The organism is Pseudomonas sp. GD04015 (genome assembly GCF_029837675.1).
GTDB classification, from domain to species: Bacteria; Pseudomonadota; Gammaproteobacteria; order Pseudomonadales; family Pseudomonadaceae; genus Aquipseudomonas; species Aquipseudomonas paralcaligenes.
This window is the reverse complement of sequence record NZ_JAOEEE010000001.1, coordinates 162,926-188,528: the sequence shown is the minus strand read 5'-3', so window position 1 is coordinate 188,528 and position 25,603 is coordinate 162,926. Positions and strand designations below refer to the sequence as shown.

The following is a 25,603-nucleotide window of genomic DNA, read 5'->3' as shown; positions in this document are numbered from 1 at the left end:
CAAAGGCCGCTGCCGTCGAACGGCAGCGGCCGGGCTTTGCAACTCAGCTTAGCGGATGGTCAGGCCGACCAGCTTGCCGCTGTTGCCGTAGGCATAGATCCAGTCGCCGATCACCAGCGGACGGACGCGCACGCCGTCGCCATCGATCTTCTCGCGACCGACGAAATGGCCGTCCACCTGGCTCAGCAGGTGCAGATAGCCCTCGAAGTCACCGACCGCCACGTAGCTGGAAAACACTTCCGGCGCGGACAGCTGGCGACGCAGCAGGGCATCGTTGTTCCACAGGGCGGAATTGGAGTTCTCGTCGACGCCTTCCACGGCGCCGCTGGCCAGGCTGACGTAGACGCTGCCGAAGCCCTGGGCCAGGCCCACGTAGCTGGACGCGTCGCGGGTCCACAGCGGGCGGCCGGATTCCGCGTCGAACGCGGCGACCTTGCCCTGGTAGCTCACCACGTACAGGTTGCCGCCGGTGAGCAGCAGGTTGCCGTCGATGTCGACCATGCGCTCCAGTTCGGAACGGCCCTGCGGCACAGCCACGCGCTGTTCCCACACCGGAATGCCACGGCTGGCGTCCAGCGCCAGGAGCTTGCCGGACGAGAGACCGGCGATCACCAGGCTGTTGGTCATGACCGGGCTGCTGGTGCCGCGCAGGGTCAGCACGGCCGGGCTGTTCTCGTAGATCCAGCGCTGGCTGCCGGTGCCGGCGTCGAAGGCGATCAGGCGGTCGTCCTGGGTCTGCACCACGACGACGTCGCCGTTGGTGGCCGGGGCGGAGAGCACTTCGCTGGTGACGCGGGCGCGCCACTTCTCTTCGCCACTGCTGGCGTCGAGGGCGATCACCTCGCCCTTGAGGGTACCGACCAGCACCAGGCCGTAGCCGGCGCCGACGCCACCGGAGATCGGCAGATCGAGATCGACTTCCCAGAACTTGTCGCCGGTCAGGCGATCCAGGGCGACCACTTCGCCGTCGGCGGCGGCGGCGAACAGGCGCTCGCCGTCGCTGGCAGGCGTCAGCAGGTTGTACAGATCACCCTGGCCATCACCGACCGAACGGCTCCAGCGGGCATCCAGGCGTACTTCTTCCTGGATGTCGGGCAGTTCGTTCGGCGGCAGTTCCTTCTTGCTGTTGCTGCTGCAACCCACGGCCAGTACGGCCAGGGCCAGCATCGCTGCATTCTTCCAACGCATCACGTCAGGCATCCCCTTTGGCCAGGTCGTCGAGCTTCATCTGCAGGCCACCCACGGCGGCGTCCTCGGCCAGGGACTCCTTAGCCTTCTGGTAGGCGGCGTGGGCGTCGTCGCCACGGCCGAGCTGCACCAGCAGGTCGCCCTTGAGTTCCTCGCGGCTGGCCTGCCAGGCCTTGCCGACCTTGCCATCCAGCAACTTCAGGCCTTCCTCGACCTTGCCCTGGGCGGCCAGCACGCGCGCGGTGCGCTGGCGCGCCATCTCGCCGATGGCTTCGTCGGCGGGCTTGTCCAGCAGCGGCTTGAGTTCGGCGATGGCATCGTCCAGCTTGCCGTTTTCCACGGCCAGCTTGGCGATGAACAGGCTGGCGTACTGGGCGTAGCTGGTGCCGCCGTATTCCTTCTTCAGGCGGGCGGCGAGTTCGGTGACCCTGCCGACGTCCGGCTGGCCATCGGCCGTGAAGGTGGACTCGAGCATCTGCTGATAGAGCGCTCCCGCGCCCTGGGCCTGGCTAGTCTTGTAGTGCTGCCAGCCCTGCCAGCCGAACACCAGGGCCAGCGCAAGCACGCCGCCGGTCAGCAGGGGTTTGCCATTGCGCTGCCACCAGTCCTTCAGCTGCGCAATCTGTTCTTCTTCGGTCATGCTCACCCCGATAACTCCTTATTCGCTTTGTTCTCAGGCCTGCAGGCAGGCGGCGAGATGCGCCGGCAGCGCATCCCAGGCAATGTTCTGTTGCTGTGCGTCGTCGCGCAGGGGTTTGCAACCTACCACGCGGGCGGCCAGTTCGTCCTCACCCAGAATCAGGGCGAAGCGCGCGCCGCTCTTGTCGGCCTTCTTGAACTGGCTCTTGAAACTGCCGCCGCCGGCGTTGACCAGCAGGCGCAGCCCGGGGATGGCATCGCGCAGGCGCTCGGCCAGGCCCAGGCCGGCCACTTCGGCGGCCTCGCCGAAGGCGCACAGGTAGACGTCCGCCGGGCTGTTCAGCTCGGCCGGCAGCAGTTCCAGGGTCTCCAGCAGCAGCACCAGGCGCTCCACGCCCATGGCGAAGCCCACACCCGGGGTCGGCTTGCCGCCGAGCTGGCCGACCAGGCCGTCGTAGCGGCCACCGGCGCACACCGTGCCCTGGGCGCCGAGCTTGTCGGTGACCCACTCGATCACGGTGCGGTTGTAGTAGTCGAGGCCACGGACCAGCCTGGGGTTGATCTCGTAGCGGATGCCCACCGCGTCCAGGCGCGCCTTGACGCCCTCGAAGTGCAGGCGGGACTCCTCGTCCAGATAGTCGGCCAGGGACGGCGCGTCGGCCAGCAGGGCCTGGGTCTGGGCGTTCTTGCTGTCGAGGATGCGCAGCGGATTGGTGGTCAGGCGGCGCTGGCTGTCCTCGTCGAGCTGGTCGAAGCGCTCCCGCAGGTAGGCCACCAGGGCGTCACGGTAGGTCGCGCGGGCCTCGCTGGAACCCAGGCTGTTGAGCTGCAGGGTCACCGCGTCGGCCAGGCCGAGCTTCTGCCACAGGCGCCAGGTCAGCACGATCAGCTCGGCGTCGACGTCCGGCCCCGGCAGGTTGAAGATTTCCACACCCACCTGATGGAACTGGCGGTAGCGACCCTTCTGCGGCTTCTCGTAGCGGAACATGGGGCCGGCGTACCACAGCTTCTGCACCTGGCCACCGCCGGACAGGCCGTGTTCGAGCACCGCGCGCACGCAGCCGGCGGTGCCTTCCGGACGCAGGGTCAGGGACTCCTCGTTACGGTCGAGGAAGGTGTACATCTCCTTGTCCACAACGTCGGTGCCCTCGCCGATGCCGCGGGCGAACAGCTCGGTGTACTCGACGATGGGCAGGCGGATTTCCTTGTAGCCATAGCCGTCGAGCAGGCTGGCCAGGGTGCTTTCCAGGTAGCGCCAGGCGGGCGTCTGCTCCGGCAGGATGTCGTTCATGCCACGGATGGCTTGTAGGGTCTTGCTCACGAATATTCCTTGTCAGCCGCGGGCGATGACGGCCGCGTCGGCCTCGGCCTTCTCGGCCGCCTTGCGACGGATGAGCTTCTCCAGCTCGTCCACCAGATTGTCGTTGGTCAGTTTCGAGGCCGGGGCGCCGTCGATGTAGACCAGGTTGTTCGGCGTACCGCCGGTGAGGCCGATGTGCGCTTCCTTGGCCTCGCCCGGGCCGTTGACCACGCAGCCGATCACGGCCACGTCCATCGGCACCAGCAGGTCCTCGACCCGCGCCTCCAGCTCGTTCATGGTCTTAACCACGTCGAAGTTCTGCCGCGAGCAGCTCGGGCAGGCGATGAAGTTGATGCCGCGCGAGCGCAGGCGCAGGGACTTGAGGATGTCGAAACCGACCTTGATCTCCTCCACCGGGTCGGCGGCGAGGGAGATGCGGATGGTGTCGCCGATGCCGTCGGCCAGCAGCATGCCCAGGCCAACCGCGGACTTCACGGTGCCGGAGCGCAGACCGCCAGCCTCGGTGATGCCCAGGTGCAGCGGCTGCTCGATCTGCCTGGCCAGCAGGCGGTACGCCTCGACGGCCATGAACACATCGGAGGCCTTCACGCTGACCTTGAAGTCGGGGAAGTTCAGGCGGTCCAGATGCTCGACGTGGCGCAGTGCGGACTCCACCAGCGCTTCCGGCGTCGGCTCGCCGTACTTCTTCTGCAGGTCCTTTTCCAGGGAGCCGGCGTTGACCCCGATGCGGATCGGGATACCCTTGTCGCGGGCAGCCTCGACCACGGCTTTCACGCGATCTTCACGGCCGATGTTGCCCGGGTTGATGCGCAGGCAGTCGACGCCCAGCTCGGCCACACGCAGGGCGATCTGGTAGTCGAAGTGGATGTCGGCGACCAGCGGCAGGTTGACCTGCTGCTTGATCCTGCCGAAGGCCTCGGCCGCCTCCATGGAGGGCACGGAGACGCGCACGATGTCGGCGCCGGCGGCTTCGAGGCGCTGGATCTGGCCGACAGTGGCCTCGACGTCGCAGGTCTCGGTGTTGGTCATGCTCTGCACCGCGATCGGCGCATCGCCGCCGACCGGTACCGAGCCGACCCAGATCTTGCGGGACAGGCGACGCTTGATGGGGGATTCGCAATGCATGTTCTGGCTCACTGCCCCAGTTTGAGGCGGGCGGTTTCACCGTGAATGAAGGGGGCAACGTCGACGGCCTGGCCATTGACCAGCACCACCACACCGCGGGCGTAGCCCAGGCGCAGCTCCAGCGGCGCCTTGCCGGCCAGTTCCACGCTGTCGCCGCGGCGCTTGAGGGCGCTGAGCAGCACCTTGCCGTTGGCATCGGTGAGCTGGGTCCAGCAGTCCGCGGTGAATTGCAGGTTGACCAGCGCCTCGCCGGCGGCGGGCGTCACGGGGGCGCTGGCTGCCGGGGCCGGAGTCTCGGCGGCGGCCGTGGACGGCGGCGTCTGGGGTGAGGCGGCGGGCGGGACAGTCGGAACCACCGCCGGAGCCTGGGCGCCGGCGGGCGGTGTCGGGACAGCGGCGTCGGCACCCGCGACCGTAGGCGCTTCGGCCTCGGCGGCGGACTCGGCCGGCGGCGTCACCTCGTCTGGAGACGGCTCCACCTGGGCATCGGCGACGGCCTGGTCTTCCGGCTCGCCCAGCGGATGAAGCTCGGTGGTGCCATCGGCGGCCTCGACCTCGACGTGCTCCAGGCTGCTGGTCTTGGCCGAATCGTTGCCGAGACGCTCGGTCTCGCTCTGCCACCAGAGGAAGCCCGCCGCGCCCAGCGCCAGCAGCACCACCACGCTGAAGAATTTCACCAGGCTCTGGGAAAGGCGCGCTGGCTCCTCGATGCGCACCAGGCTGGCCACGCTGGCGCCACTGGCGTCGGTACCGGTGTACTGGTCGAAGTCGTTCACCAGGCGATTGGGGTCGAGCCCCATCAGCTTGGCGTAGGCGCGCACGTAACCCCGGGCGAAGGTATGCCCCGGCAACCGCTCGAAGGCGCCCTCTTCCAGATGGCGCAAGGCCTGCGCGGTCAGGTTGAGCTGCACCGCCACGTCGTCCAGCGCCAGGTCCCGGCTTTCGCGCACCTTGCGCAGCGTCTCCCCGGGGTTGACCCGGGGCGCGGCAACAACTTCAGGATGCGAAGGCTTCATCACTGCTCCGACAGATATTGCTGATACTCCGGGGTACCCGGATAGAGACGCTTCAACTGCAGCCCCAGGCTGGCCGCCTGGTCGCGGTCCTCGAACACCCGGGCCAGGCGGGTGCCCAGCAACAGGCTCTGCGGGGTCTGCCGGGCCTGCTGGCTGTAGCTGGCGTAGTAACTGCGGGCGGCCACGTAGTCCTTGTCCTCGAAGGACAGCAGGCCCATCTGCAGCAGAGAGACCGAGCGCTGGCTGTTCATCCGCAGGGCGCGCTCGAAGTAGTGCTTGGCTTCCTCGCGCTTGCCCAGTTGCTGGGCGGTCAGGCCGAGGTTCTCGAACACCCGGGAGCGCTCGCCATAGAGGGTGTCCTCGGAGGCCTTGAGGTACTGCTCATAGGCTTCCTTGTAACGCTTCTGCTCGAACAGGAAACCGCCGTAGTTGTTCAGCAGGCGGGCATCGCCCTTCTTCAGCGCGATGGCCTTGCGGTAGTTCTCGTCGGCGAGCTTGGGCTCCATCTCGTACTGGTAGACCACCGCCAGGGTGGCGTAGGCCTCGGCGCTGGAGGAGTCCAGCGCCAGCGCCTGGCGCAACGGCTCCTTGGCCAGCTCGGTGGAGCCGTTCTGCAGATGGCCGATGCCCAGCTGGATATAGGCGTCGCGCGCGGCATCCCTACCATCTCGCGTGCTCATCGGATCGACCGGGCCGCCGGTGCGGACGCACCCGGCCAGCAGGCAGACAAGAGACAGATAAAGCGCGGCGCGCAAGGTCATGAAATTCCCCCTTCAATTTCGGTTGGCGGCGTTGCGAGGCTCTGCGGCCTCGTTACCCAGCTGGCGTACGGCGATGTAACGCTCGCTGCGACGGGTACGGTCCTGCACCTGGCCGACCAGTTGCCCGCAGGCGGCGTCGATATCGTCGCCACGGGTGGTACGGACGGTGACGTTGAAACCGGCCTTGTGCAACAGATCCTGGAAACGGCGGATGGCGTTGTTGCTCGGCCGTTCGTAACCGGAGAAGGGGAAGGGATTAAACGGAATCAGATTGATCTTGCAAGGAAAATCCTTGAGAAGTGCGATCATCTGCGCAGCATGTTCCGGCTGGTCGTTGACGTCCTTGAGCAGGGTGTACTCGATGGTCAGGAAGCGCTTCTCGCCCAGACCCTCGATGTAGCGGCGGCAGGCCGCCAGTAATACGTCCAACGGATACTTCTTGTTGAGCGGCACCAACTGGTTGCGCAGCTCGTCGTTCGGTGCGTGCAGCGACAGGGCCAGGGACACGTCGGTGACGGTCGCCAGCTTGTCGATCATGGGCACCACGCCGGAGGTGGACAGGGTCACCTTGCGCTTGGAAATGCCGTAGCCGAGGTCGTCCATCATGATCTGCATGGCCGGCACGACATTGTCGAAATTCAGCAGGGGCTCGCCCATGCCCATCATCACCACGTTGGTGATGGCACGGTCGATCTTGGCCGGCACGGTGCCGAAGGATTTGTTGGCAATCCACACCTGGCCGATGATTTCCGCGGCAGTCAGGTCGCTGTTGAAGCCCTGCTTGCCGGTGGAGCAGAAGCTGCAATCCAGCGCACAGCCGGCCTGGGACGACACACAGAGGGTGCCACGGCCGCCTTGCGGGATGTACACGGTCTCGACGCAACTGCCGGAGGCCACGCGGACCACCCACTTGCGGGTGCCGTCGGCGGAGATGTCCTGGCTGACGATCTCGGGACCGCGAATCTCGGCGCAGGCACTGAGCTTTTCGCGCAGGGCCTTGCCGAGATTGCTCATGGCATCGAAGTCCTCGACGCCAAAGTGGTGAATCCATTTCATGACCTGACCGGCACGGAAGCGCTTTTCCCCGATGCTCTCGAAGAAGCTTTCCATTTCCGCCTGGGTCAGCCCCAGCAGGTTGGTCTTGGCAGCATCAGTCATGGATTCACCCTCGCCGGTTCGCGCTTAGCGAATGCGAGCGCACACCTCGGTGGCGGAGAAGAAGTACGCGATCTCGCGAGCGGCGGAAGCCTCGGAGTCGGAGCCGTGTACGGCGTTCTCGTCGATGGAAACGGCGAAGTCGGCGCGGATGGTGCCGGCGGCGGCTTCTTTCGGGTTGGTGGCGCCCATCAGCTCACGGTTCTTCAGAACGGCGTCTTCACCTTCCAGCACCTGGACGATGACCGGACCGGAAGTCATGAAGGCAACCAGATCCTTGAAGAAGCCGCGCTCGCTGTGCTCGGCGTAGAAACCAGCGGCTTCGCGCTCGGACAGCTGGACCATCTTGGAAGCGACGACGCGCAGGCCGGCCTTCTCGAAACGGGTGGTGATTTCACCGATGACGTTCTTGGCGACGGCATCCGGCTTGATGATGGAGAAAGTACGTTGAACAGCCATGTGAAGCTCCAGAGAGTTAAAGCGAAAAATTAAACCCGCGAATTATACGCGGGTTAGGGGGAAATGCGTAGGGCCGTGCCCTTGAGGGGCACGACTCAGTCGAGTTCTTCGATCCAGGCCGCCTGAATGGCCTCCAGCACCTTCTCGCCGCCACGCTGCGGGTCGTCGGCGAAGTCCGGCAGGGCCAGCACCCAGCGGTGCAGATCGACGAAGTTGATGTAGCGCGGATCGACATCCGGCTTGCTTTCGGCCAGTTCGATGGCGATGTCCAGCACGTCAGCCCATTTCAGACTCATGACGGTTCCTTAGAATCAGTGCGGCGCTTCGGCGGCATGATTGAGCGAGTATTTCGGGATTTCGACGGTCAGGTCCTCGGTCCCGACGACCGCCTGGCACGCCAGGCGCGATTGTGCCTCCAGGCCCCAGGCCCGATCGAGGAAATCCTCCTCCAGCTCGTCGGCCTCTTCCAGCGAGTCGAAACCCTCGCGGATGATGCAGTGGCACGTGGTACAGGCGCAGACACCGCCACAGGCGCTTTCCATCTCGATGTGGTGCGCATGGGCCAGTTCGAGAATCGACGTGCCGGGCTCGGCCTCCACGACCATGCCATCAGGGCAGAACTTCTCGTGCGGCAGAAAAATGACCTGTGGCATCAGTTATCCTCGATTTCATTCAGAGTGCGCCCCGCCAGAGCGGCTTTCACCGTCGAGTCCATCCGCCGCGCGGCGAAGGCGTCGGTAATCTGCGACAGGCGCTTGGTCTGCCGCTCGATGGCCGCCACGTCAGTGGTCGCCAGCAATTCGCGCAGCTCGTCCATGCTCGCCAGGATGGCAATCCGCTCGTCGTCGCCGAGCAGCCGCTCGCCATCGACATCCAGCGCCGACTGCACGGCCTCGAGCAGACGCTCGCCATCGACCTGCTGCTCACGCAGGGCACGTGCATCCTTGTCGCCACCGGCATTATGGAAGGAGTCCTGCAACATGCGGGCGATCTCGCCATCGGTCAGGCCATAGGACGGCTTGACCTGGATGCTCGCCTCGACGCCGGAGCCCAGTTCGCGGGCGGCGACGCTGAGCAGGCCGTCGGCATCGACCTGGAAGGTCACGCGGATCTTCGCCGCGCCGGCGACCATCGGCGGAATGCCGCGCAGCTCGAAGCGCGCCAGGGAGCGGCAGTCCTTGACCAGCTCGCGCTCACCCTGCAGCACCTGGATGGCCATCGCCGTCTGGCCATCCTTGTAGGTGGTGAAGTCCTGGGCCCGCGCCACGGGAATGGTGGTATTGCGCGGAATGACCTTCTCCATCAGCCCACCCATGGTTTCCAGCCCCAGGGACAGCGGGATCACGTCGAGCAGCAACAGCTCCTCGCCGTTGCCGCGCTGGTTGCCGGCCAGGGTGTCGGCCTGGATCGCGGCGCCGATGGCCACCACCTGATCCGGGTCGATATCGGTCAGCGGAGGGCGCCCGAACAGCTCGCCCACCGCCTCGCGCACGCGCGGCACACGGGTGGAGCCGCCGACCATGACCACCGACTCGACCTCCTCGACCTCGATGCCAGCATCGCGCACGGCGCGACGGCAGGCCTTCAGGCTGCGGGCGACCATCGGCTCGATCAGCGCCTCGAACTGCGTCCGGCTCAGCTCACCGGACCAGCCATCGTGGACCACCGACACACTGCCGGCCTCGGTCAGCGCTTCCTTGGCCGCACAGGCGGCTTGCAGAAGGCGGCGCTGGGCCGCCGGGTCGAGGTCATGGGAGAGGCCGGCCCGCTCGATGATCCAGCCGGCGATGGCATGGTCGAAGTCGTCGCCACCCAGGGCACTGTCGCCGCCGGTCGCCAGCACCTCGAACACGCCCCGGGTCAGGCGCAGCACGGAAATATCGAAGGTGCCGCCGCCCAGGTCATAGATCGCGACCACACCCTCCGCGCCCTTGTCCAGGCCGTAGGCCACGGCGGCGGCGGTCGGCTCGTTGAGCAGGCGCAGCACATTGAGATTGGCCAGGCGCGCGGCATCCTTGGTGGCCTGGCGCTGGGCGTCGTCGAAATAGGCCGGCACCGTGATCACCGCGCCGACCAGTTCGCCGCCCAGGGTCGACTCGGCGCGCTCGCGCAGGGAGCGGAGAATTTCCGCCGATACTTCCACCGGGCTCTTGGCACCCTGCACCGTCTCGATGAACGGCATGTGCGACTCACCCTCGGCGAAGCGATAGGGCAACTGGTCGCCGAGCTGCCTGATGTCCTCGACACCACGCCCCATCAGGCGCTTGACCGACAGCACGGTGTTCAATGGGTCCAGCGCGGCCGAAGCCTTGGCGGAAGCGCCCACCTCGACGTGATCGGCGTGGTAGCGCACCGCGGACGGCAGGATCACCCGCCCCTCGGCATCGGCCAGCGGCGCGGACAGGCCGCTGCGGACGGCGGCGACCAGCGAATTGGTGGTACCCAGGTCGATACCCACCGCCAGACGGCGCTGGTGGGGTTGCGGGCTCTGTCCGGGCTCGGCGATCTGCAGTAGGGCCATGGTGCTCTAGGTATCAGGCGCGCAGCGCGGGCTGCGCCGGGTTAGTCGTCGAGGCGCTCTTCCAGATCGCGCACTTCGTGGGCCAGCTTGTCGAGGAACTGCATGCGACGCACCAGGCGCTCGGCCTCTTCGCGTCGCGACGCATCGTCCCAGCAGGCGGAAAAACCTTCGTCCAGCTCATCCTGGGCCGCCTTGAGGCGCTTCTTGAACGCCGCCACGCCGGCCAGGTCGGCACTGTCCTGCAGGTCTTCCAGTTCCTCGCGCCAGCGCATCTGCTGGAGCAGGAACTCGGGGTCCTGCACCGTCACTTCCAAGGGCAGCTCGCGGCCGCCCAGCGCCAATAGGTAAAGCGCACGCCGCGGCGCGCTCTTCAGGGCCTGATAGGCCTCGTTGAGGCGCGCCGACTGTTCCAGCGCCAGGCGCTGCTCACGCTCGCCGGCATCGGCGAAGCGATCCGGATGCACGGCCTTGGCCAGCTCGCGATAGCGCGCCGACAGCTGCGCCTGATCCAGCCGGAACGCGGGCTGCAGCTCGAACAGGGCGAAATGACAGGGACTGCCCACAACAACCCGCCTTAGACGTTGAAGCTCTCGCCGCAGCCGCACTCGCCGCGCACGTTGGGGTTGTTGAACTTGAAGCCCTCGTTGAGGCCTTCGCGGACGAAGTCCAGTTCGGTGCCATCGAGGTAGGCCAGGCTCTTCGGGTCGATAATCACCTTGACGCCGAAGTTCTCGAACACCTGATCCTCGCCCGCCACTTCGTCGACGAACTCCAGCACATAGGCCAGGCCCGAGCAGCCGGTGGTGCGCACGCCAAGGCGGATGCCCTCGCCCTTGCCGCGCCCTTCGAGCGAGCGTTGCACATGGCGAGCGGCGGCTTCAGTCATGGTGATGGCCATAGCGGATCCTCGGTGGTGTCAGAGCAGACCTTTCTTCTGCTTGTAGTCGCGTACGGCGGCCTTGATGGCGTCCTCGGCGAGCACGGAGCAGTGGATCTTCACCGGCGGCAGGGCCAGTTCCTCGGCCAGCTGGGTGTTCTTGATGGTTTCGGCCTCGTCCAGCGTCTTGCCCTTCATCCACTCGGTGGCGAGGGAGCTGGAGGCGATGGCCGAGCCGCAGCCGTAGGTCTTGAACTTGGCGTCTTCGATCACGCCCTGCTCGTTGACCTTGATCTGCAGACGCATCACGTCGCCGCACGCCGGAGCGCCGACCATGCCGGTACCGACATTCGGGTCCTCGGCATCCATCTTGCCGACGTTGCGGGGGTTTTCGTAATGGTCGATGACCTTTTCACTGTATGCCATGCTGCCAATCCTCTCTCATCAGGTGCCGCTCTACAGGCGACTCGAAATCAGTGTGCCTGCCATTCGACCTTGGATATGTCGACACCTTCTTTGAACATGTCCCACAGCGGCGACAGCTCACGCAGCTTGTTCACCGCATCGGCCACCTTGCTGGCGGCGTAGTCGATTTCTTCCTCGGTGGTGAAGCGGCCGAAGGTGAAGCGGATCGAACTGTGCGCCAGCTCGTCGTTGCGCCCCAGGGCGCGCAGCACGTAGGAAGGCTCCAGCGAGGCGGAAGTACAGGCGGAACCGGAAGAGACCGCCAGGTCCTTGAGCGCCATGATCAGCGACTCGCCCTCGACGTAGTTGAAGCTGAGGTTCAGGTTGTGCGGCACGCGCTGGGTGAGGCTGCCGTTGACGTACAGCTCCTCCATGCCCTCGACCTGCCGGTAGAAGCGGTCGCGCAGGGCCAGGATGCGCTCGTTCTCCTGCACCATTTCTTCCTTGGCGATGCGGAAGGCCTCGCCCATGCCGACGATCTGGTGGGTCGCCAGGGTGCCGGAACGCATGCCGCGCTCGTGGCCGCCACCGTGGATCAGGGCTTCCAGGCGCACGCGCGGCTTGCGCCGTACGTAGAGGGCGCCGATGCCCTTGGGACCGTAGGTCTTGTGCGCGGAGAACGACATCAGGTCGACCTTCATCTTGTCCAGGTCGATCGCCACCTTGCCGGTGGACTGGGCCGCGTCGACGTGGAACAGGATGCCGCGGGAGCGGGTCAGCTCGCCGATGGCGGCGATGTCGTTGATGGTGCCGATCTCGTTGTTGACGTGCATGATCGACACAAGGATGGTGTCGTCGCGCAATGCCGCCTCGACCATGGCCGGGGTCACCAGGCCGTCTTCGCCCGGCTCGATGTAGGTCACCTCGAAGCCTTCGCGCTCCAGCTGGCGGGTGGTGTCCAGCACCGCCTTGTGCTCGATCTTCGAGGTGATGATGTGCTTGCCCTTGGTGCCGTAGAAGTGCGCGACACCCTTGATGGCCAGGTTGTCGGATTCGGTGGCGCCGGAGGTCCAGACGATCTCGCGCGGGTCGGCGTTGACCAGCTCGGCGACCTGGCGGCGGGCGTTCTCCACCGCTTCCTCGGCTTTCCAGCCGAACACGTGGGAGCGCGATGCCGGGTTGCCAAAGTTGCCATCCACCAGCAGGCACTCGCTCATCTTCTGCGCCACGCGCGGATCGACCGGGGTGGTGGCGGAGTAGTCGAGGTAAATCGGCAATCTCATCAGGTATCTCCTATTTCAGGCAGGCGCCCTGCTCACTCGACGGCGGACGCTTCGATCTTATCCAGCTGCGGCATCCTGCCGTTACAGCGGCGCTGGTCCTGGCGCTGGGCGACTTCCTGCACTTCGCGCCGGGTCACCAGATCAGCCAGGCTGATGCCGCTGAGGAATTCGTGAATCTGCTGACTGAGGTCGCACCACAGATGGTGGGTCAGGCAGGTATCGCCCGAGTGGCAGTCGCCCATGCCCTGGCAACGGGTGGCGTCGACCGATTCGTTCACCGCGTCGATCACCTGGGCCACCTGGATCACCCGCATGTCCCGCGACAGCTGGTAGCCGCCACCCGGACCGCGCACGCTGCTGACCAGGTTGCCACGGCGCAGCTTGGCGAACAGCTGCTCCAGATAGGACAGGGAAATGCCCTGCCGCTCGGAGATATCCGCGAGCGAAACCGGCCCGTTCTGGGCATGCAGCGCCAGATCGAGCATGGCTGTGACGGCGTAACGGCCTTTGGTGGTCAGACGCATGGTTTTCGCACCACGGGTGAACTGAGTTGCCGCGATTATCCTCTTTTCCGACTATTTAGGTCAACTATAAGACCAATTAAAATAGTCAGGTATAGAGGCCGTGCGGGGCGCGAATGATAGCAGACTATCTGTCGTCAGGCAGCAGGCTTGTCGCCCTGCTCCTTGCAGACGTCGGCGAAGTCCTCGTCGCGCAGCGCCGGCAGGTCCTTGGCGCAGTAGTCGCTGCCCAGTTCCTTCAGCGCGGAGCACATGCCTTCGAGCCGGCCATCGACGGCATGCAGATGGTCCAGCAACTGGCCGATGGCGCGCGCCACCGGGTCGGGCATGTCTGGCCCCACGCCGTAGGCATCGAAGCCGAGCTTCTCGGCCATGGCCTGGCGTTTGGCCTCCTGCTCGTCGTCGCTCTTGACGATGATCCGCCCCGGGATGCCGACCACGGTGGCGCCGGGCGGCACCTCTTTGGTCACCACGGCGTTGGAGCCGACCTTGGCGCCGGCGCCCACGGTGAACGGACCCAGCACTTTGGCGCCGGCGCCGACCACCACGCCGTCCTCGAGGGTCGGGTGACGCTTGCCCTTGTTCCAGCTGGTACCACCCAGGGTCACGCCCTGATAGAGGGTGACGTCGTTGCCAATCTCGGCGGTCTCGCCGATGACGATGCCCATGCCGTGGTCGATGAAGAAGCGCCGACCGATCCTCGCCCCCGGATGGATCTCGATGCCGGTCAGCCAGCGACCGAAATTGGAAACCACCCGCGCCAGCCACTTCCAACCGCTCGTCCACAGGGCATGGGCGACACGGTGCAGCCAGACGGCGTGCAGCCCCGGGTAGCAGGTCACCACTTCGAAGGCATTGCGCGCCGCCGGATCCCGATGGAAAACGCTCTGGATATCTTCGCGCACACGCTCAAACATCGTCTCTACTCCGCTTGTGAGGCTCGCCACGCACCGCCTTCCCGGTTTCCGTGAGGATGCCGCGCAGGATATTCATTTCCAACTTGCTGATGCCACTGCGCCCGTACAGGCGCCGCAGGCGCGACATCAGGTGGCGCGGATTGGCGGGATCGAGGAAGCCGATCTCCACCAGCGTACTCTCCAGGTGGCCGTAGAACAGCTCCAGCTCATCCGTGGTCACCGGCTGGGTATTGAGCATCGCCGTGGTTTCCAGCTTGTTCATCTTGGTCGGCTGGCCTTGCGCGGCCAGCCAGGCCATGCGCACCTCGTAGGTCAGCACCTGCACCGCCGCCGCCAGGTTCAGCGAGCTGAACTCGGGGTCCGACGGGATATGCACATGGAACTGACAGCGCTGCAGCTCGTCGTTGGTCAGGCCGGCGTATTCACGACCGAACACCAGCGCCACCTCGCCGCCCTGCTCGACGTGTTGCAGCGAGGTGGTCGCACACTCGCGCGGGTCCAGCAGCGGCCAGGGAATGCGCCGGTCACGAGCACTGGTTCCGAGGGCCACGCTGCAGCCGACCAAAGCCTCCTCCAGCGTCTTTACGACCACGGCACTGTCGAGGATGTCGGTAGCGCCGGAGGCGCGCGCCACCGCCTCGCTACTGGGAAAGTCTTGCGGATCGACCAGCACGAGACGCGACAGGCCCATGTTCTTCATGGCCCGTGCGGCACCACCGATATTGCCGGGATGGCTGGTATTGACCAGCACCACGCGAATGTTCTGCAGCAACGCCAGCTCCGCCCGAGGATGCGAAAGGGCCATGAATGTTACAGAAGCCCCCAGCCCGATGTCATGCACAACGACGAGCCGGCTGCACAGAAAAAGCCAGTCTGCTAGAATGGCCGGCTTTACTCTTTAACGATCCAGGTGAACCTTCCATGCAGCCCATGCTGAATATCGCGCTGCGCGCTGCGCGCAGTGCCGGCGAACTGATCATCCGCTCCGTCGAACGCCTGGACGTCATCGCCGTCAACGAGAAGGATGCCAACGACTACGTCAGCGAAGTCGACCGCGCCGCCGAGCAGACCATCATCCAGGCCCTGCAGAAGGCCTATCCGACCCACGGCTTCCTCGGCGAGGAAAGCGGCAGCATCGCCGGCAGCGGCGACGGCGCCGACTACCAGTGGATCATCGACCCGCTGGACGGCACCACCAACTTCCTGCGCGGCGTGCCGCACTTCGCCGTCAGCATCGCCTGCAAGTACCGCGGCCGCCTGGAGCACGCCGTGGTGCTGGACCCGGTGCGCCAGGAAGAATTCACCGCCAGCCGCGGCCGTGGCGCCGCCGTCAACGGCCGGCGCATCCGCGTCAGCAACCGCAAGAGCCTGGACGGCGCCCTGCTGGGCACCGGCTTCCCGTTCCGCGCCGAGCAGGTCGACAACCTGGACAACTATCTGGGCATGTTCCGCAGCCTGGTCGGCCAGACCGCCGGCATCCGCCGCGCCGGCGCCGCCAGCCTGGACCTGGCCTACGTCGCCGCCGGCCGCTACGACGCCTTCTGGGAGTTCGGCCTGTCCGAGTGGGACATGGCCGCCGGCGCCCTGCTGATCCAGGAAGCGGGCGGCCTGGTCAGCGACTTCAGCGGCGGTCACGACTTCCTCGAGAAGGGCCAGGTGGTCGCCGGCAACACCAAGTGCTTCAAGGCGGTGCTGACCGCCATCCAGCCGCACCTGGCGCCGTCGATGAAACGCTGATCGAGCGCCCATGAAAAAGCCGCCCTCGGGCGGCTTTTTCGTTTCCGGTCGCCGTTACTGGGCGACTTGCGACAGCACCAGCTGGCCTTCCTTGTTGACCGGGATCTGGCTGCCCGGGTCGCGATCCATGCGTACCTGGCCGACCTTGCCGTTGAGCTGGTACTTCACGTCGTAGCCGACCAGTTTCTCACTGGTATCGGTCACGGTGCTGCAGCGGGTCTCGGTGGTGGTGTAGGTGTCGCGCTGCTGCATGCCTTCCTGCACCTTGTTGCCGGCGTAGCCACCACCCACGGCGCCGGCGACGGTGGCGATCTTCTTGCCGTTGCCGCCGCCGACCTGGTTGCCCAGCAGGCCGCCGACCACGGCGCCGATGGCGGTGCCAGCGATCTGGTGCTGATCCTGCACCGGGCGCTGGCGGGTCACGGCCACGTCCTTGCAGACCTCGCGCGGCGTCTTGATGGTTTCATTGACCGGCTGCACGGCCAGCACCTCGGCGTACTGGGGGCCGCCCACCAGGCTATAGGCCGCTATCGCGCCGCCAGCGGTCACACCCACCGCGCCCAGCACTGCACCTACGATCATCGACTTGTTCATGGGGTCCTCCAGAGACTTCGGTTGCCGGGCGTTCACGCCCTACTCCCAGCCTTGGATTGAGCCATTTGGGGTGAGTTCCCGTTGCGCTGGCCGAGCGGCCCGAGGTGCGACGAAGCGCACACCCCGAAAACACGAAGCCCGGCACGGGGCCGGGCTTCGTCGGGCGACCTGAGCGACTCAGGGACGCTCGTCCACCTCTTCGGCGACCGTCGGAGGAATCAGGTCCTCGCTGGTCAGCTTCAGCCAGACCAGCACGGTCGCGCCGATGTAGACCGACGAGTAGGTACCCACCACCACGCCGACCAGCAGGGTCAGGGCGAAGTTGGCCAGGGTATCGCCGCCGAACACCAACAGCGCGATGAGCGCCAGCGCGGTGGAGAACGAAGTGGCGATGGTCCGCAGCAGGGTCTGGGTGACCGAGATGTCGATGTTCTCGATCAGGTCGGCCTTGCGCAGAACACGGAAGTTCTCGCGGATACGGTCGTAGATGATGATCGTGTCGTTCAGCGAGTAGCCGATCATCGCCAGCACCGCCGCCAGCACCGTCAGGTCGAAGGGAATCTGGAAGAAGGCCAGGATGCCCAGGGTCAGCACGGTGTCGTGGAACAACGAGGCGACCGCGCCGACGCCGAACTTCCACTGGAAGCGGAAGGCCAGGTACAGCAGGATGCCGGCCAGCGCCAGCAGCATGGCCAAACCGCCCTGGTCGCGCAGTTCCTCGCCCACCTGCGGGCCGACGAACTCGACGCGCTTGAGCTCGAACCGGCTGTCCGGGTCGATCTTCTGCAGCGCGTCGGCGACCTGCCGGCCCAGCTGCGGATCGTCACCGGCCAGGCGCACCAGCACGTCGGTGGTGGCGCCGAAGCTCTGTACGACCGCGTCGGTGTATCCGGCCTCGCCCAGCTCGCGCTTGATGAGTTCCAGATCGGCCGGCTTCTCGTACTGCAGCTCGATCAGGGTGCCGCCGGTGAAGTCCAGACCGAAGTTCAGGCCCTTGGCGAACAGGGCGCCGAAGCCGATGAGGGTCAGCAGCACGGTGATGGCGAACGCGATGTTGCGGATCGCCATGAAACGGATGGTGTTCTTGATCATGGCCATTCCTCAGATCCACAGCTTCTTCATGTTACGGCCACCGAAGATCAGGTTGACCATGCCGCGGGTGAACATGATCGCCGTGAACATCGAGGTCAGGATGCCCAGCGACATGGTGACCGCGAAGCCTTTCACCGGGCCCGTGCCGAGGGCGAACAGGATGCCGCCGACCAGCAGGGTGGTGAGGTTACTGTCGATGATCGCCGAATAGGCGCGGTCGAAGCCCTCGTGGATGGCCCGCTGCACCGCCATGCCGTTGTTCAGCTCCTCGCGTATCCGCGAGTAGATCAGCACGTTGGCGTCCACCGCCATGCCCAGCGTCAGCACGATACCGGCGATGCCGGGCAGCGTCAGCGTCGCGCCGATCACCGACATCAGGCCGACCAGCAACACCAGGTTGAAGGCCAGCGCCACGGTGGCCAGGATCCCGAAGAACTTGTAGATCAGGATCACGAAGATCGACACGAAGACCAGCGCCCACCAGGTGGAGTCAATGCCCTTGGCGATGTTCTCGGCACCCAGGCTCGGGCCGATGGTGCGCTCCTCGGCGAAGTACATCGGCGCCGCCAGACCGCCCGCGCGGAGCAGCAGGGCCAATTCGGAGGATTCACCCTTGCCGTCCAGGCCGGTGATGCGGAACTGGCTGCCCAGCGCCGACTGGATGGTGGCCAGGCTGATGATCTTCTTCTCTTCCTTGAAGGAGGAGACGGCCACTTCCTTCTCGACGCCGTCGACCATCTGCTTGACGTACTGGGTCACCGGCTTCTGCTCGATGAAGATCACCGCCATGCTGCGGCCCACGTTGTTGCGGGTGGCGCGGTTCATCAGCTCGCCGCCATGGCCGTCCAGGCGGATGTTGACCTGGGGCCGGCCGTTCTCGTCGTAGCTGGCCTGGGCGTCGGTGACTTGGTCACCAGTGATGATCAGACTGCGCTCCAGCAGCACGGCCGGGCGGCCGGACTCGCGGAACTCGAAGGGCTCGGTGGTGGCGCGCGGCGCCTCGGACTCGGCCTGCAGGCGGAATTCCAGGTTGGCGGTCTTGCCGAGGATGCGCTTGGCTTCGGCGGTGTCCTGCACGCCCGGCAGCTCGACCACGATGCGGTTGGCGCCCTGGCGCTGGACCAGCGGCTCGGCCACGCCCAGCTCGTTGACCCGGTTGCGCACGGTGGTCAGGTTCTGCTTGATCGAGTATTCGCGGATTTCCGCGCGCTTGGCCTCGCTCAGCGGCAGGCGCAGCACCGACAGACCGTTGCGCTCGGCGGTGGTCAGGTCGAAGTCGTTGAAGTTCTTGGTGATCAGGCCGCGGGCCTTCTCCAGCGACTCGCTGTCGGAGAAGCCCAGCTGGATGGCGCCGTCCTGCTGCGGCAGGCTGCGGTAGCGCACGCGCTCCTTGCGCAGCAGGCTCTTGATCTCGCTCTCGTAGACCTTGAGGCGGGCGTCCATGGCTTTGTCCATGTCCACTTCCAGCAGGAAGTGCACGCCGCCGGACAGGTCGAGGCCCAGCTTCATCGGGCCGGCGCCGAGGCTGCGCAGCCACTGGGGCGTGGTCGGGGCCAGGTTCAGCGCCACCACGTAATCGTCACCGAGGGAGCGGCGCACCAGCTCCTTGGCCGGCAGCTGGTCGCCGAGCTTGAACAGGCGGATCAGGCCGCCCTTGCCCTGACCGGTCAGGCTCGCGTCCTTGACCTTGATGCCCGCTTCTTCGAGCGCCTTGCCGACGCGGTCGAGGTCGGCCTGGCCGATCTCGAGCGCGGAGCTGGCGCCGCTGATCTGGATGGCCGGGTCATCCGGGTACAGATTGGGCGCGGAATAGATTAAGCCGACGGCCAGTACGGCCAGGATCAGCAGGTACTTCCACAGAGGATATTTGTTGAGCATGACGCCGCCCGTTATGACACGGGGCGCCTGAAGCGCCCCGTCGTGACTGAAGATGAATCGTTAGATGGCTTTCAGGGTGCCCTTCGGCAGGGTCGCCGCGATGGCCTGCTTCTGGAACCTGAGTTCGACGTTGTCGGAAACCTCGATCACCACGAAGTCGTCGGTCACCTTGGTGACCTTGCCGGCGATGCCGCCGCTGGTCACGACCTCGTCGCCCTTCTGCAGGCCGCCGAGCAGGTTCTTGTGCTCCTTGGCGCGCTTGGCCTGGGGACGCCAGATCATCAGATAGAAGATGACCAGGAAGCCAATCAGGAACACCCACTCGAAGCCGGTACCGGCGGGGCCGGCGGCAGCGGCCGGCGCGGCGGCGTCGGCATAGGCGGCGGGAATCAGAAAGCTCATGGAAAACTCCTATTTCGAGGTCTTGAAACTGTTGTTGTCTGGTTGGCCGGCTGTTGTCGGCCATCGCGCATAGATGGAGGCGAAGCGGTAAATTTCAACCGCCCGGCCACTCTCAGGGCTCCAGCGGCGGCGTCGGCAGGCCGCGCCGGGCATAGAAGGCGTCGACAAAGGCGGCCAATGTACCCTGTTGAATTGCCTCGCGCAAACCAGCCATGAGGCGCTGGTAATGGCGCAAGTTGTGGATGGTATTGAGCATGCTTCCCAGCATTTCGCCGCATTTGTCCAGGTGGTAGAGGTAGGCGCGGGAGAAGTGCCGGCAGGTGTAGCAGTCGCAGGCCGGGTCCAGCGGCGAGTCGTCGTGCTTGTGCACGGCGTTGCGGATCTTGATCACTCCGGTGTCGATGAACAGGTGGCCGTTGCGCGCGTTGCGGGTCGGCATCACGCAGTCGAACATGTCCACGCCGCGGCGCACGCCCTCGACCAGGTCTTCCGGCTTGCCCACGCCCATCAGGTAGCGCGGCTTGTCGGCCGGCAGGTGCGGCGGCAGGAAGTCCAGCACGCGGATCATCTCTTCCTTCGGCTCGCCCACCGAGAGGCCGCCTATGGCCAGGCCGTCGAAGCCGATCTCCAGCAGCCCTTCCAGGGAACGCAGGCGCAGTTCCTCGTGCATGCCGCCCTGGACGATACCGAACAGCGCCGAGGGATTGCCCTCGTGGGCGTTCTTCGAGCGCTTGGCCCAGCGCAGCGAGAGTTCCATGGAGCGCTTGGCGGTGTCGAAGTCGGCCGGGTACGGGGTGCATTCATCGAAGATCATCACGATGTCCGAGCCCAGGTCGCGCTGCACCTGCATGGACTCTTCGGGCCCCATGAACACCTTGGCGCCGTCGACCGGCGAGGCGAAGTACACGCCCTCCTCCTTGATCTTGCGCATGGCGCCCAGGCTGAACACCTGGAAGCCGCCCGAGTCGGTGAGGATCGGCCCCTGCCACTGCATGAAGTCATGCAGGTCGCCGTGCTTCCTGATCACCTCGGTGCCAGGACGCAGCCACAGGTGGAAGGTGTTGCCGAGGATGATCTGCGCGCCGATGGCCTCGATGTCGCGCGGCAACATGCCCTTGACCGTGCCGTAGGTGCCCACCGGCATGAAGGCCGGCGTCTCCACCACGCCGCGGGGGAAGGTCAGGCGGCCGCGGCGGGCACGGCCGTCGCTGGCCAGCAGCTCGAAGGACATGTGGCTCATGGAGTCTCCTCGGGACCGCGCGGGTCGGGGTTGCGGGTGATGAACATGGCGTCGCCGTAGCTGAAGAAGCGGTACTGCGCCTCGACCGCCGCGGTGTAGGCAGCCATGGTCTCGGGGTAGCCGGCGAAGGCCGAGACCAGCATCAGCAGGGTCGATTCCGGCAGGTGGAAGTTGGTGACCAGGGCATCGACCACATGGAAGGTCTTGCCCGGGTAGAGAAAGATGTCGGTGTCGCCGCTGAACGCCTTGAGCTGACCGTCGCGGGCGGCGCTCTCCAGGGAGCGCACGCTGGTGGTGCCCACCGCGATCACCCGGCCGCCACGGGCGCGGCAGGCGGCGACCGCGGCGACCACGTCCGGGCCGACCTGCAGCCACTCGCGGTGCATGTGGTGGTCCTCAATGCGCTCGACCCGCACCGGCTGGAAGGTGCCGGCGCCGACGTGCAGGGTGACGAAGGCGGTGTCCACGCCCTTGTCGCGGATCGCCGCCAGCAGCGCCTCGTCGAAGTGCAGCCCGGCGGTCGGCGCGGCCACGGCGCCGGCCTTGTCGCGGTCGGAATACACCGTCTGGTAGCGTTCGCGGTCGGAGGCGTCGTCGGCGCGGTCGATGTAGGGCGGCAGCGGCATGTGGCCGACCCGCTCCAGCAGCGGCAACACCTCTTCGCCGAAGCACAGCTCGAACAACGCGTCGTGGCGGGCGACCATCTCGGCCTCGCCGCCACCTTCTATATGGATCAGCGAGCCCGGCTTGGGCGACTTGCTGGAACGCACGTGAGCCAGCACCCGATGGCTGTCCAGCACCCGCTCGACCAGGATTTCCAGCTTGCCGCCGGAGGCCTTGTGGCCGAACAGGCGCGCCGGGATCACCCGGGTGTCGTTGAACACCATCAGGTCGCCGGGGCGCAGGTAGTCGAGCAGGTCGGCGAAGCGCCGATGCGCCAGCTCGCCGCTCGCGCCGTCCAGCACCAGCAGGCGGCTGGAGCGCCGCTCGGCCAGCGGATGGCGGGCGATCAGGGCGTCGGGCAGGTCGAAATGGAAGTCGGCAACACGCATGGGTCAGTCTCGCAGGGGGCGCAGAGCTTACCGGAAAGCGAGCCCGCGGGCCACGCACCGGCCGACTGAAGGCGCTGCGCGGCTCGCCGGGACCCCGGTGCCCGGCGCCCTCAATGCCCGTGCTTGTCCTGCTCCAGCGTCTCCAGCAGGGCGATCTGCATCCGCGAGTGCAGGCGGATCAGCCAGCGCCACAGCAGGGCGATGGCGCCGACCGCCACCAGGCCGATCACCACCAGCGCCTCGACGGTCGGCAGGATGCTGGCCGACAGCGCCATCAGCAGCAGCATGATCACCACCAGGGAGAACAGCGGGATCAGCTCGGCGATCACCTTGCGCACGCGCACCGTATGCCGGCCGGCCTTCTCCGGGCGCACCGCCAGCTCGGCGAGCAGCATGGCCAGTGCCTTCAGCTTGCGGTAGGCAGCGACCAGGAACGGCAGCGACACCAGCAGCGCGCCGCCCCACACCAGGGAACGCTGGACGTTCTCCCCCTCGACCCAGGGCGCCAGGTAGCCCTCCAGCGTCGCGGCGAAGTAGCGGGCACCGAGGAAGAAGGCCACCACCAGGGCGATGTTGACGCCCACCTGCAGCAGGATGCGCCGGATCATGCTCATCAGCATGACGTTCTGGCCCTGGGGCTGGATGCTGCGCAGCCAGTCGCCGTACAGGTTGAAGATCCGCGCAATGCGCTCCGGCATCAGCCGCGCCAGGGTGTTGGAGAAGGGGTCGGCGGCGCGGATCAGGTAGGGCGTGGTCAGCGTGGTGATGGCCGACACGGCCACCGCCACCGGATAGAGGAAGTCGCTGGTGACCTGCAGGGTCATGCCCAGCGCGGCGATGATGAAGGAGAACTCGCCGATCTGCGACAGGCCCATGCCGACGCGCAGCGAGGTGCGCCCGTCGTTGCCGGCGATGAAGGCGCCGAGGCCGCAGGACACTACCTTGCCGACGATCACCGCCACCGTGATCACCAGGATCGGCACGGTGTACTCGATGAGGATGTTCGGGTCGATCAGCAGACCGATGGCGACGAAGAAGATCGCGCTGAACATGTCGCGCACCGGCTCGATCAGTCGCTCGATCTGCGGCAACTGGCGCGACTCGGCCATGATCGCGCCGATCAGGAAGGCGCCCAGCACCATGCTGTACTCCAGCTTGACCACCAGCAGGCAGAAGCCGAAGCACAGGCCCAGCACGGTGACCAGCAACATCTCGTTGCTCTCGAAGCGGGCGACGTAGGCGAGCAGACGCGGCACCAGCAGGATGCCGATCACCAGCGCGACGATCATGAACAGTGACAGCTTGCCGACGGTGGCGAACACCTCGCCGGTCTCCACCGAACCGGTCACCGCGATGCCGGACAGCAGGGCGATGATGCCGATGCCGAGGATGTCCTCGACGATCAGCACGCCGAAGATCAGCTGGGCGAAGCGCTCGTTCTTCAGCTTCAGGTCGTTGAGCGCCTTGATGATGATGGTGGTCGAGGAGATCGCCAGGATACCGCCGAGGAACAGCGAGTCCATCTTGCTCCAGCCGAAGTAGCTGCCGATCTCGTAGCCGATCCACAGCATCAGGCCGATCTCCAGCGACGCCGCGATGAAGGCGGTGGAGCCGACGCTGAACAGCTTGCGCAGACTGAATTCGAGGCCGAGGAAGAACATCAGGAAGATCACCCCCAGCTCGGCGAGGATCTTGATCGTTTCTTCTTCGTGGATCAGGCCGAAGGGCGGCGTGTGCGGGCCGATGAGGAAGCCGGCGAGGATGTAACCGAGCACCACGGGCTGGCGCATGCGATGGAACAGAATGGTGACCACGCCGGCGACCAGCATGATCACGGCCAGATCCTGGATGAAGCTTACGGCATGCATCGCGGCGTCCCTCCCCTGTGTAAGCGCCCCGGCGCCACGTGCGCGGCCACCGCGAAAATAGATGTCAAAGCCTAACATCTTGATTTACCGGACTTATCGATGCCGGTCCAGGATTTTGTAAGCTCAGATGGCAGAACCGAAGCGCAATTGACCGCCTTCCGGCGCCTCCCTATACTGCGCGCCCATCGTGCCTCGGTGGCGGAATCGGTAGACGCGGCGGATTCAAAATCCGTTTTCGAAAGAAGTGAGAGTTCGAGTCTCTCCCGGGGCACCACGATCAGAAGCTAAGCAGTTGATTTTTATAGCTTAAACTTACTGCTTGGCGTAATTATGGCGTAGCGCGCTCGAATTTTACTCCGACCGACGCCTCCTGCCTGGCGCGCCAACTCGGTGTACTGTCACCGTCACACAGTTCCGCATTCAGATATTGTCGACCGAGCACTCGGTGTCTATATTCGCGACTATATCTACGCTAGAACGGAATCAGGGAGAGTCATGTCAGTCTTTGCTGTCATCCCAACCAGGCTTGACCACAAGCTTGGCCCCGCGCTCGATGCCGCACGATCTTCCGGCGTTCTACAGTATCTGCAGCTGCCCCAAAAGGAGTATCTGGTTTCCTTTCGGGGAACCAGTACCGAGCTGAGCGACCTTCTTAAGATCACTGGGGGCGAGAATGGATTGGCGATCGTTCTTGCCATCAGCTCCTACTACGGTAGGACCAGCACTGATACCTGGGAATGGATCAAGAATCACTGGGAAGCCTAGCAATGGCAGGATCGAAATCACCGCATGGAAAAGGGCCAAGTACTCCGGATTTTTTGCCGGCGTCAAACCCTTCCCCGCTGATGGTCGACCATAGCTTTACTTTGCAGGCGGTGATGGAGCTTCAGCGCAATGTCGGCGGCCTTACGTCCAGCATTCAGCATCTAACAGTAACCCTGGAGCGCATTGAAGCTGCTTCCAAGGACGAAAAATCTAGGATTGATGGGAAGATGGAGGAGGTATCCTCCGGACTTAGCAGCTTATCCACCAAGTTCTCCGTGGCAACGAAGGTCGGCCTTATCCTGATGCCCATTCTTGTCGGCGGGGTAGGTATTGCCTGGACTGTATCTCAGGATGCCGTGAAAGATATTGCTAAGTCAGCAATCAATGCCGCGATATTGAATAGCGCACAAGGCGCCGCGGCGCCTGCTTCGGATAAGCCTTAGCAAAAGAATGACCGACTACCTGCAGGCCTCGCCCGCCGCCACCAGCTCCCGCTCATAGCCGATGCGCTGACGGCGCTCGGCCAGCAACGCCCTGACCTTGACCTCCAAGCTGTCGCCCTTCCGCAGACCAGCAGCAGCCCAGGGCGGCACCGCCACCGGCTGAGTTCGGCACGGCACCAGCACCGGAACCTCGACACGCACCACGCGCGACTCCAGCGCGGCCGGCCGCTGGCCAGCGCACCCTGCCAGCAGCAGAGCGGCCAGCAGCAGAGCGGCCAGCGGCAGGATGCACCCGCACCACCTGCCGATTTTCGCCGCACCTGCACTTTTTCCCAGCACCTGCA

At 65.5% G+C, this 25,603-nt stretch carries 28 protein-coding genes and 1 tRNA gene; 3 read left to right on the top strand and 26 right to left on the bottom strand.

The window, feature by feature from the left end:
* Positions 1–48 precede the first annotated feature (48 nt).
* The 18 genes from bamB to trmJ all read right to left on the bottom strand — a co-directional run bounded on the left by bamB (position 49) and on the right by trmJ (position 14,960).
* Positions 49–1,200: an outer membrane protein assembly factor BamB gene (gene bamB, locus N7640_RS00955; RefSeq protein WP_279903161.1), complete on the bottom strand. Its 1,152-nt coding sequence runs from the start codon at positions 1,198–1,200 to the stop codon at positions 49–51.
* A complete protein-coding gene (locus N7640_RS00950; RefSeq protein ID WP_220815564.1) occupies positions 1,193–1,828 on the bottom strand; it encodes a tetratricopeptide repeat protein in 636 nt (211 codons plus the stop codon). Before N7640_RS00950 ends, bamB begins: the two co-directional genes overlap by 8 nt.
* 33 nt (positions 1,829–1,861) lie before the next feature.
* Positions 1,862–3,148, bottom strand: a complete 1,287-nt coding sequence (gene hisS, locus N7640_RS00945) for a histidine--tRNA ligase (RefSeq protein ID WP_279903163.1) — start codon at positions 3,146–3,148, stop codon at positions 1,862–1,864.
* A gap of 12 nt (positions 3,149–3,160) precedes the next feature.
* Positions 3,161–4,273: a flavodoxin-dependent (E)-4-hydroxy-3-methylbut-2-enyl-diphosphate synthase gene (gene ispG, locus N7640_RS00940; RefSeq protein WP_279903165.1), complete on the bottom strand. Its 1,113-nt coding sequence runs from the start codon at positions 4,271–4,273 to the stop codon at positions 3,161–3,163.
* Between the two features lie 8 nt (positions 4,274–4,281).
* Positions 4,282–5,289 carry a helix-turn-helix domain-containing protein gene (locus tag N7640_RS00935; RefSeq protein ID WP_279903166.1) on the bottom strand — a complete coding sequence of 336 codons (1,008 nt, stop codon included), beginning with the start codon at positions 5,287–5,289 and terminating at the stop codon, positions 4,282–4,284.
* Positions 5,289–6,050: a type IV pilus biogenesis/stability protein PilW gene (gene pilW, locus N7640_RS00930; protein WP_220815497.1), complete on the bottom strand. Its 762-nt coding sequence runs from the start codon at positions 6,048–6,050 to the stop codon at positions 5,289–5,291. Before pilW ends, N7640_RS00935 begins: the two co-directional genes overlap by 1 nt.
* Before the next feature lie 12 nt (positions 6,051–6,062).
* Positions 6,063–7,208, bottom strand: coding sequence for a 23S rRNA (adenine(2503)-C(2))-methyltransferase RlmN (gene rlmN, locus N7640_RS00925; protein ID WP_220815498.1), 1,146 nt, complete (start codon positions 7,206–7,208; stop codon positions 6,063–6,065).
* Positions 7,209–7,232: 24 nt separating this feature from the next.
* Positions 7,233–7,664, bottom strand: a complete 432-nt coding sequence (gene ndk / locus N7640_RS00920) for a nucleoside-diphosphate kinase (RefSeq protein ID WP_043308688.1) — start codon at positions 7,662–7,664, stop codon at positions 7,233–7,235.
* Between the two features lie 95 nt (positions 7,665–7,759).
* On the bottom strand, positions 7,760–7,960 hold the full coding sequence (iscX, locus tag N7640_RS00915) for a Fe-S cluster assembly protein IscX (RefSeq protein ID WP_220815499.1): 201 nt from the start codon (positions 7,958–7,960) through the stop codon (positions 7,760–7,762).
* 15 nt (positions 7,961–7,975) lie between these two features.
* Positions 7,976–8,317 (bottom strand): ISC system 2Fe-2S type ferredoxin, encoded by a 342-nt coding sequence (gene fdx / locus N7640_RS00910; protein ID WP_220815500.1) that lies wholly within the window; start codon positions 8,315–8,317, stop codon positions 7,976–7,978.
* Positions 8,317–10,185 (bottom strand): Fe-S protein assembly chaperone HscA, encoded by a 1,869-nt coding sequence (gene hscA / locus N7640_RS00905; RefSeq protein ID WP_279903167.1) that lies wholly within the window; start codon positions 10,183–10,185, stop codon positions 8,317–8,319. Before hscA ends, fdx begins: the two co-directional genes overlap by 1 nt.
* 41 nt (positions 10,186–10,226) lie before the next feature.
* On the bottom strand, positions 10,227–10,748 hold the full coding sequence (gene hscB, locus N7640_RS00900) for a co-chaperone HscB (RefSeq protein WP_279903168.1): 522 nt from the start codon (positions 10,746–10,748) through the stop codon (positions 10,227–10,229).
* 11 nt (positions 10,749–10,759) lie between these two features.
* On the bottom strand, positions 10,760–11,083 hold the full coding sequence (gene iscA, locus N7640_RS00895; protein ID WP_220815503.1) for an iron-sulfur cluster assembly protein IscA: 324 nt from the start codon (positions 11,081–11,083) through the stop codon (positions 10,760–10,762).
* Positions 11,084–11,101: 18 nt separating this feature from the next.
* Complete coding sequence (gene iscU, locus N7640_RS00890; protein ID WP_220815504.1) at positions 11,102–11,488, bottom strand: Fe-S cluster assembly scaffold IscU; 387 nt, start codon at positions 11,486–11,488, stop codon at positions 11,102–11,104.
* Between the two features lie 47 nt (positions 11,489–11,535).
* Complete coding sequence (locus N7640_RS00885) at positions 11,536–12,750, bottom strand: IscS subfamily cysteine desulfurase (RefSeq protein ID WP_279903169.1); 1,215 nt, start codon at positions 12,748–12,750, stop codon at positions 11,536–11,538.
* Between the two features lie 32 nt (positions 12,751–12,782).
* Positions 12,783–13,274, bottom strand: coding sequence for a Fe-S cluster assembly transcriptional regulator IscR (iscR, locus tag N7640_RS00880; RefSeq protein ID WP_220815506.1), 492 nt, complete (start codon positions 13,272–13,274; stop codon positions 12,783–12,785).
* A 134-nt stretch (positions 13,275–13,408) separates the two neighbouring features.
* On the bottom strand, positions 13,409–14,188 hold the full coding sequence (gene cysE, locus N7640_RS00875; RefSeq protein WP_279903170.1) for a serine O-acetyltransferase: 780 nt from the start codon (positions 14,186–14,188) through the stop codon (positions 13,409–13,411).
* Positions 14,181–14,960: a tRNA (cytosine(32)/uridine(32)-2'-O)-methyltransferase TrmJ gene (gene trmJ / locus N7640_RS00870; protein ID WP_220815508.1), complete on the bottom strand. Its 780-nt coding sequence runs from the start codon at positions 14,958–14,960 to the stop codon at positions 14,181–14,183. Before trmJ ends, cysE begins: the two co-directional genes overlap by 8 nt.
* A gap of 149 nt (positions 14,961–15,109) precedes the next feature.
* Between trmJ and suhB the strand changes: the two genes are divergently transcribed.
* On the top strand, positions 15,110–15,925 hold the full coding sequence (gene suhB, locus N7640_RS00865) for an inositol-phosphate phosphatase (protein WP_220815509.1): 816 nt from the start codon (positions 15,110–15,112) through the stop codon (positions 15,923–15,925).
* A 54-nt stretch (positions 15,926–15,979) separates the two neighbouring features.
* Here suhB and N7640_RS00860 read toward each other — a convergent pair whose 3' ends face one another.
* From N7640_RS00860 to N7640_RS00830, 7 genes are all read right to left on the bottom strand, one after another.
* Positions 15,980–16,519 carry a glycine zipper 2TM domain-containing protein gene (locus N7640_RS00860; protein WP_279903171.1) on the bottom strand — a complete coding sequence of 180 codons (540 nt, stop codon included), beginning with the start codon at positions 16,517–16,519 and terminating at the stop codon, positions 15,980–15,982.
* 177 nt (positions 16,520–16,696) lie between these two features.
* Complete coding sequence (gene secF, locus N7640_RS00855; RefSeq protein ID WP_279903172.1) at positions 16,697–17,611, bottom strand: protein translocase subunit SecF; 915 nt, start codon at positions 17,609–17,611, stop codon at positions 16,697–16,699.
* A gap of 9 nt (positions 17,612–17,620) precedes the next feature.
* A complete protein-coding gene (gene secD / locus N7640_RS00850; protein ID WP_220815512.1) occupies positions 17,621–19,489 on the bottom strand; it encodes a protein translocase subunit SecD in 1,869 nt (622 codons plus the stop codon).
* A gap of 60 nt (positions 19,490–19,549) precedes the next feature.
* Complete coding sequence (gene yajC / locus N7640_RS00845; RefSeq protein WP_279903174.1) at positions 19,550–19,891, bottom strand: preprotein translocase subunit YajC; 342 nt, start codon at positions 19,889–19,891, stop codon at positions 19,550–19,552.
* A 112-nt stretch (positions 19,892–20,003) separates the two neighbouring features.
* The gene (tgt, locus tag N7640_RS00840) at positions 20,004–21,122 is read right to left on the bottom strand and encodes a tRNA guanosine(34) transglycosylase Tgt (protein ID WP_279903348.1); all 1,119 of its coding nucleotides are present in this window, start codon (positions 21,120–21,122) and stop codon (positions 20,004–20,006) included.
* 5 nt (positions 21,123–21,127) lie between these two features.
* The gene (gene queA, locus N7640_RS00835) at positions 21,128–22,183 is read right to left on the bottom strand and encodes a tRNA preQ1(34) S-adenosylmethionine ribosyltransferase-isomerase QueA (RefSeq protein WP_279903175.1); all 1,056 of its coding nucleotides are present in this window, start codon (positions 22,181–22,183) and stop codon (positions 21,128–21,130) included.
* 110 nt (positions 22,184–22,293) lie between these two features.
* Positions 22,294–24,051, bottom strand: coding sequence for a cation:proton antiporter (locus N7640_RS00830; protein ID WP_279903176.1), 1,758 nt, complete (start codon positions 24,049–24,051; stop codon positions 22,294–22,296).
* Positions 24,052–24,240: 189 nt separating this feature from the next.
* On the opposite strand from N7640_RS00830, the gene N7640_RS00825 reads away from it, so the two are divergent.
* Positions 24,241–24,325, top strand: a tRNA-Leu gene (locus N7640_RS00825).
* Positions 24,326–24,788: 463 nt separating this feature from the next.
* A complete protein-coding gene (locus N7640_RS00820) occupies positions 24,789–25,259 on the top strand; it encodes a hypothetical protein (protein ID WP_279903177.1) in 471 nt (156 codons plus the stop codon).
* A gap of 15 nt (positions 25,260–25,274) precedes the next feature.
* On the opposite strand, the gene N7640_RS00815 is transcribed toward N7640_RS00820, so the two are convergent.
* Positions 25,275–25,538: a hypothetical protein gene (locus N7640_RS00815; protein WP_347815586.1), complete on the bottom strand. Its 264-nt coding sequence runs from the start codon at positions 25,536–25,538 to the stop codon at positions 25,275–25,277.
* Positions 25,539–25,603 lie beyond the last annotated feature (65 nt).

Bases quoted from the DNA above. Each gene is read 5' to 3' on its own strand.
- bamB (WP_279903161.1), bottom strand. From the start codon at position 1,200: ATGCCTGACGTGATGCGTTGGAAGAATGCAGCGATGCTGGCCCTGGCC.
- N7640_RS00950 (WP_220815564.1), bottom strand. From the start codon at position 1,828: ATGACCGAAGAAGAACAGATTGCGCAGCTGAAGGACTGGTGGCAGCGC.
- ispG (WP_279903165.1), bottom strand. From the start codon at position 4,273: ATGCATTGCGAATCCCCCATCAAGCGTCGCCTGTCCCGCAAGATCTGG.
- N7640_RS00935 (WP_279903166.1), bottom strand. From the start codon at position 5,289: ATGAAGCCTTCGCATCCTGAAGTTGTTGCCGCGCCCCGGGTCAACCCC.
- pilW (WP_220815497.1), bottom strand. From the start codon at position 6,050: ATGACCTTGCGCGCCGCGCTTTATCTGTCTCTTGTCTGCCTGCTGGCC.
- rlmN (WP_220815498.1), bottom strand. From the start codon at position 7,208: ATGACTGATGCTGCCAAGACCAACCTGCTGGGGCTGACCCAGGCGGAA.
- ndk (WP_043308688.1), bottom strand. From the start codon at position 7,664: ATGGCTGTTCAACGTACTTTCTCCATCATCAAGCCGGATGCCGTCGCC.
- iscX (WP_220815499.1), bottom strand. From the start codon at position 7,960: ATGAGTCTGAAATGGGCTGACGTGCTGGACATCGCCATCGAACTGGCC.
- fdx (WP_220815500.1), bottom strand. From the start codon at position 8,317: ATGCCACAGGTCATTTTTCTGCCGCACGAGAAGTTCTGCCCTGATGGC.
- hscA (WP_279903167.1), bottom strand. From the start codon at position 10,185: ATGGCCCTACTGCAGATCGCCGAGCCCGGACAGAGCCCGCAACCCCAC.
- iscA (WP_220815503.1), bottom strand. From the start codon at position 11,083: ATGGCCATCACCATGACTGAAGCCGCCGCTCGCCATGTGCAACGCTCG.
- iscU (WP_220815504.1), bottom strand. From the start codon at position 11,488: ATGGCATACAGTGAAAAGGTCATCGACCATTACGAAAACCCCCGCAAC.
- N7640_RS00885 (WP_279903169.1), bottom strand. From the start codon at position 12,750: ATGAGATTGCCGATTTACCTCGACTACTCCGCCACCACCCCGGTCGAT.
- iscR (WP_220815506.1), bottom strand. From the start codon at position 13,274: ATGCGTCTGACCACCAAAGGCCGTTACGCCGTCACAGCCATGCTCGAT.
- cysE (WP_279903170.1), bottom strand. From the start codon at position 14,188: ATGTTTGAGCGTGTGCGCGAAGATATCCAGAGCGTTTTCCATCGGGAT.
- suhB (WP_220815509.1), top strand. From the start codon at position 15,110: ATGCAGCCCATGCTGAATATCGCGCTGCGCGCTGCGCGCAGTGCCGGC.
- N7640_RS00860 (WP_279903171.1), bottom strand. From the start codon at position 16,519: ATGAACAAGTCGATGATCGTAGGTGCAGTGCTGGGCGCGGTGGGTGTG.
- secF (WP_279903172.1), bottom strand. From the start codon at position 17,611: ATGATCAAGAACACCATCCGTTTCATGGCGATCCGCAACATCGCGTTC.
- secD (WP_220815512.1), bottom strand. From the start codon at position 19,489: ATGCTCAACAAATATCCTCTGTGGAAGTACCTGCTGATCCTGGCCGTA.
- yajC (WP_279903174.1), bottom strand. From the start codon at position 19,891: ATGAGCTTTCTGATTCCCGCCGCCTATGCCGACGCCGCCGCGCCGGCC.
- tgt (WP_279903348.1), bottom strand. From the start codon at position 21,122: ATGTCCTTCGAGCTGCTGGCCAGCGACGGCCGTGCCCGCCGCGGCCGC.
- queA (WP_279903175.1), bottom strand. From the start codon at position 22,183: ATGCGTGTTGCCGACTTCCATTTCGACCTGCCCGACGCCCTGATCGCC.
- N7640_RS00830 (WP_279903176.1), bottom strand. From the start codon at position 24,051: ATGCATGCCGTAAGCTTCATCCAGGATCTGGCCGTGATCATGCTGGTC.
- N7640_RS00820 (WP_279903177.1), top strand. From the start codon at position 24,789: ATGGATCAAGAATCACTGGGAAGCCTAGCAATGGCAGGATCGAAATCA.